Source organism: Ramlibacter sp. GS1-15, from assembly GCF_057785015.1.
On sequence record NZ_JBYNTU010000002.1, the window covers coordinates 39,445 to 52,288 of the forward strand.

At 66.4% G+C, this 12,844-nt stretch carries 11 protein-coding genes; 2 read left to right on the forward strand and 9 right to left on the reverse strand.

Annotated elements, in window-relative coordinates:
* Positions 1-6: 6 nt before the first annotated feature.
* The 7 genes from AC3EF3_RS19180 to sucC all read right to left on the reverse strand — a co-directional run bounded on the left by AC3EF3_RS19180 (position 7) and on the right by sucC (position 9,774).
* Positions 7-2,256 carry a CHASE2 domain-containing protein gene (locus AC3EF3_RS19180; protein WP_488533865.1) on the reverse strand — a complete coding sequence of 750 codons (2,250 nt, stop codon included), beginning with the start codon at positions 2,254-2,256 and terminating at the stop codon, positions 7-9.
* A gap of 70 nt (positions 2,257-2,326) precedes the next feature.
* Entirely contained in the window at positions 2,327-3,013 is a 687-nt protein-coding gene (locus AC3EF3_RS19185; RefSeq protein ID WP_488533866.1) for an FHA domain-containing protein, read from the reverse strand.
* A gap of 52 nt (positions 3,014-3,065) precedes the next feature.
* Positions 3,066-3,851 carry a Stp1/IreP family PP2C-type Ser/Thr phosphatase gene (locus AC3EF3_RS19190; protein WP_488533867.1) on the reverse strand — a complete coding sequence of 262 codons (786 nt, stop codon included), beginning with the start codon at positions 3,849-3,851 and terminating at the stop codon, positions 3,066-3,068.
* Positions 3,852-3,861: 10 nt separating this feature from the next.
* Positions 3,862-6,465 carry a CHASE2 domain-containing serine/threonine-protein kinase gene (locus tag AC3EF3_RS19195; protein WP_488533868.1) on the reverse strand — a complete coding sequence of 868 codons (2,604 nt, stop codon included), beginning with the start codon at positions 6,463-6,465 and terminating at the stop codon, positions 3,862-3,864.
* A gap of 234 nt (positions 6,466-6,699) precedes the next feature.
* Positions 6,700-7,389, reverse strand: a complete 690-nt coding sequence (locus tag AC3EF3_RS19200; RefSeq protein WP_488533869.1) for a TerC family protein — start codon at positions 7,387-7,389, stop codon at positions 6,700-6,702.
* 58 nt (positions 7,390-7,447) lie between these two features.
* Positions 7,448-8,341, reverse strand: a complete 894-nt coding sequence (gene sucD / locus AC3EF3_RS19205; RefSeq protein ID WP_488533870.1) for a succinate--CoA ligase subunit alpha — start codon at positions 8,339-8,341, stop codon at positions 7,448-7,450.
* 11 nt (positions 8,342-8,352) lie between these two features.
* Positions 8,353-9,774 carry an ADP-forming succinate--CoA ligase subunit beta gene (gene sucC, locus AC3EF3_RS19210; protein ID WP_488533871.1) on the reverse strand — a complete coding sequence of 474 codons (1,422 nt, stop codon included), beginning with the start codon at positions 9,772-9,774 and terminating at the stop codon, positions 8,353-8,355.
* Between sucC and argC the strand changes: the two genes are divergently transcribed.
* Entirely contained in the window at positions 9,680-10,600 is a 921-nt protein-coding gene (gene argC, locus AC3EF3_RS19215) for an N-acetyl-gamma-glutamyl-phosphate reductase (protein ID WP_488533872.1), read from the forward strand. The genes sucC and argC overlap by 95 nt on opposite strands.
* Positions 10,601-10,646: 46 nt before the next feature.
* On the opposite strand, the gene recX is transcribed toward argC, so the two are convergent.
* Together recX and recA are read right to left on the reverse strand one after the other, a co-directional pair.
* Complete coding sequence (gene recX, locus AC3EF3_RS19220; protein ID WP_488533873.1) at positions 10,647-11,105, reverse strand: recombination regulator RecX; 459 nt, start codon at positions 11,103-11,105, stop codon at positions 10,647-10,649.
* Positions 11,105-12,175, reverse strand: coding sequence for a recombinase RecA (recA, locus tag AC3EF3_RS19225; protein WP_488533874.1), 1,071 nt, complete (start codon positions 12,173-12,175; stop codon positions 11,105-11,107). The genes recX and recA overlap by 1 nt, the downstream gene beginning before the upstream one ends.
* A 123-nt stretch (positions 12,176-12,298) precedes the next feature.
* Here recA and AC3EF3_RS19230 point away from each other — a divergent pair, with 123 nt between their 5' ends.
* Entirely contained in the window at positions 12,299-12,796 is a 498-nt protein-coding gene (locus AC3EF3_RS19230; protein WP_488533875.1) for a MarR family winged helix-turn-helix transcriptional regulator, read from the forward strand.
* Positions 12,797-12,844: the final 48 nt, after the last annotated feature.

Sequence of the window (12,844 nt, forward strand, 5' to 3'; positions counted from 1 at the left end):
TGTTCCCTATTTAGTATCGAAGTTGGTCGCGCCGTCCCACGCCGGGTCGAAGGGCAGCAGCCTCATCGAGGCTACACGCTCTGAATACAATTCGTAAAGGTATTTTTTACCGATCATCCGCTGCAGATTGAGCATCAGCACGTCGCACTGATCCCAGTCCTGGGCGCGGTAGGCCTTGAGGAACGCCGCCCAGGCCTTGAGTTCGTCCTGGTGGGCTTTCTCGATGCGGTCGGCCGGCGCCAGCGGCCGGAAGATCGCCACCGCCTGCTCCTTGCCCTTGACGCGCACCCGGTCCAGCTCCTGCCAGGCGAATTCCGGCGCGAGCTTGCGGGTTGTTTCGCTCACCACCATGTCCACGCCATACACCTTGGACAGGCCTTCCAGGCGCGAGCCGAGGTTCACCGCGTCGCCGATCACCGTGTAGGCGCGGCGGTTGTTCGATCCCATGTCGCCGACGCACATCGTGCCGGTGTTCACGCCGATGCCGATGCCGATCTCGGGGATGCCCCTGGCGCGGTGCTCCTCGTTGACCTTGCGAACGGCATGGGCCATCTCCATCGCCGCCTTCACGGCGAGATGAGCGTGGTTCGGCAGGTCGACCGGCGCGCCCCAGAAAGCCATCACGCAGTCGCCCATGTACTTGTCGATGGTGCCGCGGTTGCGGCTGATGATGTCGGTCAGCCTGTCGAAGACGCCATTGAGCAGCTCCTGCAGCTGCGTCGGCTCCATCTTCTCGGACATCTGAGTGAAGCCCCGCATGTCGCAGAACATCACCGTCAGTTCCTTGTTCGCGGCCTTCATCGAGTAGGCCTCGGGGTCCTTGACCATCTCGTCGACCAGCTCGGGCGGCACGTAGGTGCCGAACAGGTTGGCCAGCTCGCGCTTGCTGCGGCTCTCGACGAAGTAGCCGTACGACATGTTCAATGCGAAGGCCGTGATGCACATGACCAGCGCCGCCGCCAGCGGCAGCACCAGCCCCGCCGCCGAATAGAAATAGACGTTCAGGCCGAAGACGATGGCGATCACGCCGACGCTCAGGAGCACCGCGCGGGTGGCCGACAACAGCGGCAGGCCGACGGCCAGCGTCAGTCCGGCCAGCAGCAGGATGAACACGTCGTAGCCCATCGCGTAGTCGGGCCGATAGAAAATCTTGCCGTCCAGCAATCCCGAGATCACGTTGGCATGCGCCTCCACCCCCGGATAGGTCTCGCCCACCGGCGTCACGCGCAGATCGAGCAGGCCCTGGGCCGTCGTGCCCACGAGGATGATCTTGTCCTTGAGCTCGCCGTCCTTCAGGCGCTTCGCGAGGACGTCGGCGGCCGAGACATAGCGGAAGCTGCCGCCGTTCACGCCACCCGGGCCGCGGTAGGGAATGAGACTGCTCACCCGGTTGTCGACGGGGATCGAGAAGTAGCCATTGCCTTTGTGCAGCTGGATGCTCTCGAGCGAGTCGTAGCCCCTGGAGCTGAAGAACTTCGTGTCCTGCACGAACCCCGGCGCGACGCTCGGCAGGCCGATGAGCAGGCGGTACATCGCGAGCGACAACGCCTCGTAGTACTCGCCCTTGTATTCGCCCACCAGCGGGATCGAGCGCAGCACCCCGTCGCTGTCCACCACCGGATTGGTGTTGCCGGCCATGGGCGCGGCCTGGGCCAGCTGCTCGATGTTGGAGCCGTAGCCCTTGAAATGCAGGAACTTGATGGGCCGGCCCTTGAGGTCTTCCCGGCGCATCACCGGCGCCGGCAGCACGCCCTTGGCCTGTTCCGCGCCCGTCAGGTAGAAGCCCAATACGACCGGACGGCGGGTCAGCGATTTCGCGAAGAGCGCGTCGTAGTCGAGGGCCGGCTGCATCTGGTCCAGTCGCGCCGCGAAGCCCGGCGAGTCCTTGAACTCGCCGCGGGCGAGCTGCTTGAGCCGCGACAGGCCGGAGCTCTCGTCCGCTTCGGTGAAGAAAACGTCGAACCCGACGATCGCGACCTTCTGCCGGTCGAACAGTTCGTCCACCAGTTGCGCGACCTTGTTGCGGCCCCATGGCCAGTGGCCGATCTCCGACAGGCTCTTCTCGTCGATGTCGACGATGACGATCCGGTCGTCCAGGGTGCGCGGCATGGTCGCGCGCAAGCGGGCGTCGTAGATGATGTCGTCCAGGCGCTGGAGCACGCCGATGTCGAGCACGCCCGTTGCGTGCAGCAGGGCGAAGACCAGCGGTATGAGGGTCACCGCGATGCGGGACCAGTGTTTCGAGAGCAAGCCCATGCGGCCCCGAACCCCTCTTCTCCTCGAGGCGGCGTTCTGGCGCGCCGCGCTGTCGCTCTTGCCGTGCGGCTCAGGCCTGCACGAATTGCATCTGCGTGCCGGCCAGCTCCAGCAGGTCGCCGTTCTTCAGCGTCACCGGCTCGGCGCCGATGGCCGCGCCATTGAGCGTCGGCTTGTTGCCGCCCTCGACATGCGCGACGACGAATCCGTGCGGCCGCTTCGTGATGGCCGCCACCGCCACGCCCGGCTTGCCGATCGTGGTGACCACCTTCACCAGCGGAACCTGGCGGCCGGCCGCCGCGCCCGACAGCACCTTGATGCTGGCGTTGATGTGGCCGAGATCCCCCGCCTGCGTCGCGGCGCCGTTGGCCGCCGGCGCCGCCTGGCCAGCTGCGGCCGCCGGCGCCTGCACGGGGGGCAGCACCGTCCCCGGCTTGAGGATCATCGTCTTTTCGAACGTCGGCCCGGCGACCTCGTTGATGTACTTGATCTTGTACTTGCCGATCTCGACGGTGTCGTTGTTCTGCAGCAGCTGCTTCTTGACGGCCTTGCCGTTGATGTAGGTGCCGTTGGTGCTGTTCAGGTCCTCGAGGTAGACCTCGTTGCCGTTCATCTGCAACACCGCGTGCTCGCCACTGACGGCGAGGTTATCGATGACGATGTCGTTGTAGGGCCGTCGTCCCAGCGTGGTCCGGTCCTTGGTCAGCTGCACTTCCTTGATGACAACACCGTCGATCGAAACAATCATCTTCGGCATGGCCCACTCCTGTTCGTCATACTCGTCATTATCGGCAAACTAATACCAAAGGCTATTTTCCCAGCAGTCGGGAGAGCAAGCCCTTTTTTTTCGACCCCTCGCTCGCCTGGGCCAGCAGCACCGAGATGTTGTCCCGGCCCCCGTTGGCGTTGGCCGCATCCACCAGCTCCGCGACCTTCTGCTCCAAGGGGACCTCCTGGAGGAGGATCTTCGCGATCCCCTCATCATCCACCATGTCCGACAGCCCGTCGGAGCACATCAGGTAGATATCGCCCGGCTCGACCCTGTGTTCGTTGACTTCCAGCAACACCGCGTCCTCCACGCCCAGCGCCCGGGTCACGAGGTTCTTGTTGGTGGAGGTCGCGGCCTGCTCCGGCGTGATCAGTCCGGCATCGATCTGTTCCTGCAGCAGCGAATGGTCCTTGGTGATCTGCGCGAACTCCGTGCTGCGCAGGCGGTAGCAGCGCGAGTCGCCGATGTGGCCGAGCGTGAGCCGGCCATCGCCGAAGACCCCGAGCACCAGGGTCGTTCCCATGCCGCTGTACTGCGGGTTGGAATTGGCGGCGTTGAAGATCGAACGGTTCGCGTTGTCGACGCAGATCTCCATGGCCCGGCGGACTTCGCGCGTGTTCGCGCTGCGCCCGGCCTGCGAGAGCCAGCGCCCCAGCTCCGACTTGATGAAGGTGGTGGCCATGCCGCTGGCGATCTCGCCGGCGTTGTAGCCCCCCATGCCGTCGGCCAGGACCGCCAGGCGCGCCTCCTCGTCGACGGCGAGGGAATCCTCGTTGTTCTCGCGGGCCAGTCCCGGGTCGGTGCGGATGCTGAACTCGTAATTCATGGTTGCCGGATCAAGCGCCTGGCCCATCGTCGCCCTCGGGCTTGGTGTACACGGCGGTCTTTTCGAAAGTGGGTCGCGCCGCAGCCGGCGGATCATAGCCGGGCGGCGCGCCGACGACGGTCTTCTCGTAGGCGGGCGACCGGGCGGTGTCGGCCCCGGGCATCACCGCCAGCACCGAACGGAGGTCGGCCGCGAACCGGTCACCGTCCTGGTAGCGCAACTCCGGCCTTTTCGCGAGGGCCAGGGCCACCACGCTGGCCAGCCGCTCGGAAATCTCGGGGCGGATGACGCGGATGTCGGGCGCCTCCTCGTTGGCGATCTTGTACATCAGCTCCGCCATCGAGTCGCCGCGGAACGGCAGCACGCCCGTGAGCATCTGGAACAGCATGACGCCGAGCGAGTACAGATCCGATCGCCCGTCCACCTTCTTGCCCGCGATCTGCTCGGGCGACATGAAGCTGGGCGTGCCCAGCACGAGGCCTGTCTTGGTCTTGCTCGAGTCGGTGATGCGCGCGATGCCGAAGTCCGTCACCTTCACGGTGTCGCTCTCCAGCTCGTACATGATGTTGGCCGGCTTGATGTCGCGGTGCACGACGTTGGCCCGGTGCGCATAGGCCAGCGCCTCGGCCACGCGTGCGACGATGGAAACCACCTTGGGCACCGGCAGCAGCTGGCCGTCCTTGCAGTGGTCGACCAGGTCGCGGCCCTTGAGGAACTCCATCGCGATGTACGCGAGGTCGTGCTCCTCGCCGGCATCGAAGATGGTGACGATGTTCTGGTGCTGCAGGCGCCCGGCCGTCTCGGCCTCGCGGAAGAAGCGCTCGCGCGCGTCGTTCAGTTCGTCGCCCTCGAACTCCTGCGACAGCGCCATCGTCTTGATCGCCACCACCCGGCCGATCTTCGGGTCCTTGCCCAGGTACACCACGCCCATGGCGCCCTTGCCCAGCTCCTTTTCGACCTGGTAGCGGCCCAGCATGGGCTTTTCCACCGCGCCGCCATCCAGCAGCATGGTGCCGCCGGGGTGCGAGCCGCCGCCGCCCAGGATCACCGTTTCGGACAGGTTCTTCGCGCGATTGAGCTTGGACTGCAGGTCCTTGTAGTCCTTGTTGTACCGCGCCATGTGCTCGTACACGGCCTGCGCCTTGTTGAACTGCCGCTTGCGCTCGAAATCGAGCGCCAGGTTGTAAAGGTTGTCCATGAGCGGATCGCTCATGGGCACGCGGCTGAACCGGTCGAACGCCATGTCGAGCTGGCCCTGGCCCTGCAGCGCCAGGCCCATCATGCGGTTCGTCTCGGCCGATTCCTCGTCCGACTTGAGCTTGCCGGCTTCGGTGACGAGGAAGCGCTTGGTGGTGAGCGCGAGGTGGCCGATGACCAGCAGCGTGGCGGGCATCGCGAGCCGCAGCCAGGTCGCCGACCCGGCCAGCAGGAAGTACTCCAGGCCGACCAGGAGCAGCAGCAAGCCCGCGGTGGTTCCGGCACCGAAGCCGGCCGAGAGTCGTGGCAGGACCGCGATGATGTACGCAGCGATCACGAGGAAAGCCGCGAACGACGCCCATCCCCCCCAGCCCGGCTCGACGATGAAGTGCTCGTTGAGGATGCTGGAGGTGACGTGCGCCATCATCTCCGCGGGGCTGAGCGCGGGGTACCCGGGCACCGGGAAGGTGGTGCCCACGCCTTGCGCCGTGGGGCCGATCAGCACGATCTTGTCCGCGTACTTGGTGGCCGGGATCTTGCCGGTCAGCACGTCATAGAACGAATCCACGGCAAACGCCGGCTTGCCGTCGCGCGCGCGGTAGAACTGGGGCAGGATGCGCGCGGCATCGTCCGTGCGGATCTTCAGCTTGCCCACGGTCACGCCCTCGCCCGGGCGAATCGCGATGTCGGCGGACCCGAGGTTGAGGCTCTTGGCCGCGGTGATCAGCGCCATCGAGAGGATGGCCCGCCCGTAGTAGTTCACCAGCAGCGGATCCGCACGCACCGCCCCGTCGGCGTCGTTGGTCTGGTTCAGGTGGCCGATGCCGGCGGCGGCGTTCGCGACCGGATCGATCGGATACTGGCCGCGCAAGGCTGGGAGTGAATAGCCGTCCTTTTCTTCCACCGTGTTCTTCGCGACGGCCGCAGGCAGCTCCTTGTCCGGTTTGCCGAGCGGCTCGCCCAGCACGAACACCGAAGGGACAATCACGTTGCCGGCCCTGGCCATGCTGGCCGCGAGCTTGCCGTCGGTGTCCAGGGTCGCTTCGGCGTCCGACATGAGCTTGGCGAGCGCCTCGTTCTGGACCGCGTCGGCACTGGGGCCGAGCGCTTCCTTGATCTTGCGGATGAAAACCAGCCCGCGATCGGTCTGCGGCTCGGTGAAGAAGACGTCGTAGGCGATGGTCTTGGCCTTCGCCGCGGCGAGCTTGTCGATCAGCTCGGCATGCACGTCGCGCGGCCAGGGCCAGCGGCCGATGTTGGCGATGCTCTGGTCGTCGATCGCGATGACCGCGATGCGGTCGGCGGGCCGGCGCGAGCTTTGCACGCTCGCCAGATCGTAGAAGCGGCGCTCGATGGATTCGAAGACGTCCGTTGCCTTCCACAGCAGGAAGACGGCGAGGACCAGGACGGCGCCCACGAACCAGTCGGCGCGCCAGAACCGGCCACGCTTTGATGAAGATTTGCCCACAGCCGCCCCCGTCCTGACCACGATCCACGCGGCGACGCCGCACCGGCCCGACGCCGTCAGCGCGGCAGCAGGCCGGTGGACGTTAACAGACGTGCCAGAGCCGGACAAGGGACTTTGTCACGATGGACAAACGTTTTGTTGCAATCTGCGCATTTCCGGATCGCGCCCCGGCCCGGGCCGGATTCAGGCTGCTTGCGCGCGGGCGCGGGCCTGCATCAACTTGCCCAGCGCGATCACCAGCACCGCGCCGGCGGCGGCAGCCGCGTAGTGCAGCCAGCGGTTCCCCGACACCGTGGATGCAAGGATCGCATCGCTCGAGATCGTCTCGCCCGCCACCCAGCCGATCAGGCCGGCGCCCGCCACGACGATGATCGGAAAACGCTCCATCAGCTTGACCATCAGCGTGGCACCGAAGATGACGAGCGGGATGCTGATCGCCAGCCCGAGGATCAGCAGCATGAGGCTGCCACCCGCGGCCGCCGCCACTGCGATCACGTTGTCCAGGCTCATTACCAGGTCGGCGACCAGGATCGTGCGGATCGCGGCCATCATGCTGGCGTTGGCCTGCGACGGGCTTTCGTTCTCGTCCTCGTCCTCTTCGGACAGCAGCTGCACGCCGATCCACAGCAGCAGCAGGCCGCCGATGATCTGCAGGTAGGGCAGGGCGAGCAGCTTGGCCGCGACGACCGTGAGCGCCACGCGCATCACGACGGCCGCGCCGGAACCCCACAGGACGGCCTGCTTCTGCTGGTGATGGGGCAGGGTACGCGCCGCCAGCGCGATCACCACGGCGTTGTCGCCGGACAGGATGATGTTGATCCAGACGATCTTCACCAACCCGATCCAGAAATCCGCCGTCTGCAATGCTTCCATGCGGCGGCAGTGTACCGGCGGCACGGCGGGGCGCCGTGCGTGCTTGTGCTTAAAGCTTTTAGAGCAGGGACTTCAGCAGGCGGCCCATCTCGGACGGGTTGCGCGTCACCGTGAAGCCGCACTCTTCCATGATGGCGAGCTTGGCGTCGGCCGTGTCGGCGCCGCCGGAGATCAGCGCGCCGGCGTGGCCCATGCGCTTGCCGGGAGGCGCCGTGACGCCGGCGATGAAGCCGACGATCGGCTTCTTCATGTTGGCCTTGCACCAGCGCGCGGCGTCCGCCTCGTCCGGGCCGCCGATCTCGCCGATCATGATCACGGCGTCGGTGTCCGGGTCGTCGTTGAACGCCTTCATCACGTCGATGTGCTTCAGGCCGTTGATCGGGTCGCCGCCGATGCCGACGGCGCTGGACTGGCCGATGCCCAGCTCGGTGAGCTGCGCCACGGCTTCATAGGTCAGCGTGCCGGAGCGCGAGACGACGCCCACGCGGCCCTTCTTGTGGATGTGGCCGGGCATGATGCCGATCTTGATCTCGTCGGGCGTGATGAGGCCCGGGCAGTTGGGGCCGAGCAGCAGCGTCTTCTTGCCGCCCGCAGCCTCCTTGGCCTTCATCTTGTTGCGCACGACCAGCATGTCCTTGACCGGGATGCCTTCGGTGATGCAGATGACCAGGTCCAGGTCCGCTTCGACGGCTTCCCAGATGGCGTCGGCGGCACCGGCCGGCGGCACGTAGATCACGGAGACCGTCGCTCCGGTGTCCTTCTTGGCATCCTTGACGCTGGCGAAGATCGGGATGTCGAAGATCTTTTCGCCCGCCTTCTTCGGGTTCACGCCGGCGACGAAACAGGCCTTGCCGTTGGCGTACTTCTGGCACATCTCGGTGTGGAACTGGCCGGTCTTGCCCGTGATGCCCTGCGTGATGACACGCGTGTCCTTGTTGATGTAGATCGACATGTTCTGCTTCCTCAGGCCTTCACTGCGGCGACGACTTTTTGCGCGGCTTCCGCCATCGTGTCCGCGCTGATGATGGGCAGGCCCGATTCGGCCAGCATCTTCTTGCCCAGTTCCTCGTTGGTCCCTTTCATGCGCACGACCAGCGGCACGGAAAGGTTCACCGCCTTGCAGGCGGTGATGATGCCGGTGGCGATGGTGTCGCACTTCATGATGCCGCCGAAGATGTTCACGAGGATCGCCTTGACCTTCGGGTTCTTCAGCATGATCTTGAACGCCTCGGTCACCTTCTCGGGCGTGGCGCCGCCGCCGACGTCGAGGAAGTTGGCCGGCTCGGCGCCGAACAGCTTGATGGTGTCCATGGTGGCCATCGCCAGGCCGGCACCGTTCACCAGGCAGCCGATGTTGCCGTCCAGCGAGATGTAGGCGAGGTCGAACTTGCTGGCTTCGATCTCGGCCGGGTCCTCCTCGTCGAGGTCGCGCAGCGCGACGATCTCGGGATGGCGGAACAGGGCGTTGGAGTCGAAGTTGAACTTCGCGTCGAGCGCCATGATGTTGCCCTTGCTGTCCCGGTTGAGCGGATTGATCTCGACCAGCGACGCATCGGTCTCCATGTAGCAGCGGTACAGCTTCTTGAACACGTCGGCGGCCTGGGCCGTCGAGCTGGCCGGGATGCCGATGCCGTCGGCGATCTCCTTGGCCTGCGCGTCCGTCAGCCCGGTGAGCGGGTCGACGAACACCTTCTTGATCTTTTCGGGATGCGAGTGGGCGACTTCCTCGATGTCCATGCCGCCTTCGCTCGAGGCGATGAACGCCACCTTCTGCGACGCACGGTCCGTCACGACCGACACGTAGTATTCCTTCTGGATGTCCGCGCCGTCCTCGATGTACAGGCGCCGCACCTTCTGGCCTTCGGGGCCGGTCTGGTGCGTCTTGAGCTGCATGCCGAGCATGTTGCCGGCCAGGTCCTTGACCGCATCGACGCTCTTGGCGACCTTGACGCCGCCGCCCTTGCCGCGGCCGCCGGCATGGATCTGGGCCTTGACGACCCAGACCGGGCCGCCGAGCTTCTGCGCGGCTTCCACCGCCTCCTGCGCCGTGAATGCGGGGATGCCGCGCGGCACGGGCACGCCGAACTGACGCAAGATTTCCTTGCCTTGGTACTCGTGAATCTTCATGGAATGTCTCTCGAGGAACTGGGAGGGGTGTGCCCGGCGGCGGGTCGTGCGGCTCCTGACGCCCCGCCTGCGGAAAACAGTCCGGAACTGTATCATGGTGCAATGCACCAACCCATTGCATTTGGTTGGGCGTTCCATAAGCAATTCCCACAGGACGAGAGCGATGGCCAAGGTGTTCATCGATGGCGAAGCCGGCACCACCGGCCTGCAGATCCGCGAGCGGCTGGAGAAGATGCCGGCGATCGAGCTGGTGAGCATCGCGCCCGAGCGACGCAAGGACCCGGCCGCCAAGCGCGAGCTGATGGCCGGCGTGGACCTGGTCATCCTGTGCCTGCATGACGACGCGGCGCGCGAGTCGGCGGCCATGATCGCCGCCATCGAAAACGAGCACGGCCGCGCCCCACGCGTGATCGACGCCTCGACGGCGCACCGGGTGCACGACGCCTGGGTGTTCGGCTTTCCGGAACTCGCGCCCGGGCAGCGGGAAGCGATTGCCAGGGCCAAGCGAGTCAGCAACCCGGGCTGCTATTCGACCGGCGCGATCGCCCTGATCCGCCCGCTGGTCGACGCCGGCCTGATTCCCAGGGACTTCCCGCTCGTGATCCCCGCCACCAGCGGCTACACCGGCGGTGGCCGCTCGATGATCGAGGCTTTCGAGAAGCGCGAATCGGGCCCCTTCGAGGTCTATGGCCTGGCGCTCAAGCACAAGCACCTGCCGGAGATCGTGAAGTACACGGGCCTCACGCGCCGTCCGATCTTCATCCCCTCGGTGGGCAACTTCCGGCAAGGCATGTTGGTGGAGGTGCCGCTGTTCCTGGACGACCTGCCGCGCAAGCCGAATTTCGTGGACCTGCACGACGCGCTCGCAGTGCACTACGAAGGCAGCGAATGGATCCGGGTCGAGCTGCCGACCGAAGGCGGCCGCATCGAGGCGACGGCGCTGAACGACACCAACCAGATGGAACTGCGCGTCTACGGCAACGAGGAGACCCGCCAGGCCGTGCTCGTCGCGCGGCTGGACAACCTCGGCAAGGGCGCCAGCGGCGCGGCGGTGCAGAACCTCAAGCTGATGCTGGGGCTGTAAGCCCACAGCCGGGCCGAGCCCGTCCCAAGGCGGACAAGGCGCCGGGTCATTGTGGCTCAGCGTCGCCGGCCAGCACCCGCCGGATCACTTCGCCACCGAACCCCCGCGCGGCCAGGAACCGGGCCTGTTTCGCGCGCTCGCCGGCATCGGACGGCGGCGCACCGAACTTCCTGCGCCACACCTCGCGCGCGCGCTCGAACTCGGTGGCGCGCAGGCCGGCAACTGCGGCGCTCACCAGTTCCGCGTCGAGCCCCTTCGCCTGCAGTTCCTGCCGGATGCGCAAGGCCCCGAGCTTCACCGCGCGCCGGTGCACGACCGAGTCGGCGACGCGCTGCGGGTCGATGAAGCCGCGCGCCTCGAGGTCGTCGAGTGCGCGCGTGATCTCGCCCGGGTCTTGCGCGTGTCTCGCGAGCTTGCGTTCGAGTTCCACACGCGAATGCTCGCGTTGGGACAGCAGCCGCAACGCCCGGCCTTTCAGGGACAGGGGCGGTGCGCCGCGCTGCATCACTCTTCTTCGGCTTCCTCGTCGCCTTCGCCGGCGGGCAGCAGCGCGATGTCGAGCGACTGGCGGATCTTGTTCTCGATCTCGCGCGCGAGCTCCGGGTTCTCGCGCAGGAACTCGCGCGCGTTGTCGCGGCCCTGGCCGATCTTCTCGCCGTTGTAGGCGTACCAGGCGCCGGACTTGTCGAGGATGCGCGCGTTCACGCCCATGTCGATGATCTCGCCCTCGCGCGAGATGCCTTCGCCGAACAGGATGTCGAACTCCGCCGTCTTGAACGGGGGCGAGACCTTGTTCTTCACGACCTTGACCTTGGTCTCGTTGCCGATCGCTTCCTCGCCCTTCTTGATCGTGCCGGTGCGGCGGATGTCCAGGCGCACCGAGGCGTAGAACTTCAGCGCGTTGCCGCCGGTGGTGGTCTCGGGCGAGCCGAACATCACGCCGATCTTCATGCGGATCTGGTTGATGAAGATGACCATGCAGTTGGTCTTCTTGATGGTCGCCGTGAGCTTGCGCAGCGCCTGGCTCATCAGGCGCGCCTGCAGGCCGGGCAGCGAATCGCCCATCTCGCCCTCGATCTCGGCCTTGGGCACCAGCGCCGCGACCGAGTCGATCACGATCAGGTCCACGGCGCCGGAGCGCACCAGCGAATCGACGATCTCGAGCGCCTGCTCGCCGGTGTCGGGCTGCGAGATCAGCAGGTCGGGCAGGTTCACGCCGAGCTTCTGCGCGTACTGCACGTCCAGCGCGTGCTCGGCATCGACGAAGGCGCAGGTGCCGCCGGTGCGCTGCATCTCGGCGATGACCTGCAGCGTGAGCGTGGTCTTGCCGGACGATTCCGGGCCGTAGATCTCGACCACGCGCCCGCGCGGCAGGCCGCCGACGCCCAGCGCGATGTCCAGGCCGAGCGAGCCGGTGGAGACGACCTGGATGTCCTCGATCTTCTCGCCCTCGCCCAGGCGCATGATCGTGCCCTTGCCGAACTGCTTCTCGATCTGCGCCAGCGCCGCCTGCAGCGCCTTGGCCTTTTCGCTGTCCGCCGCGGCGATGCGGGTGCCTTTGACTTGTGCGTCCATGTCGTTCCTCCGGAAGGTTGGGTATTGGGTTTTTCGACAGGCTGGATGCCTGACCAGCACTCTAACGGCCGGAGTCGCTGGAAGTAAACATGATTTTTGGTCAGTTTGCCTTACGATCTGGCGATGAGCGATGACGCCTGGCGCCTCACCCATCTCGGCCGGCTGCTCGGCCATGCAGCGCGCCGCTTCGACCAGCGCGTCCTCGAGCTCATGGCGCACGACGTCGAAGTGCCGCTGGCCCTGTCCAACCTCGCCTCACGCGGGCAGGTCACGGCGGCGCACGTGCACATCACGCGGCACGTCGCCTTGGAAGGCTCGCGCCTGACGGACCTCGCGCAGCAGGCCGGCATGACCAAGCAGGCGATGGGCGACCTGGTGGACCAGTGCGAAGCCTGGGACCTGGTGCGGCGCGAGCCGGACCCGCGCGACGCCCGCGGGCGCATCGTGCGCTTCACGCCGACGGGGCTCGCCTGGCTGCAGGCCTTCCGGCAGGCGGTCGCGCAGGCCGAAGCCGAATTCCGCCAGGAGGTGGGCGACGAGGTCGCCACTGTCGTCCAGCTGGGGCTCGAGGCCTATGCGGGTGCGTGGGGCGCGACGCCGGCACGCGCACCGAAACGCTGAACGGGTCGCAAAGCGACGCCTACAATGAATCGAGAAGCCGAGGAGACA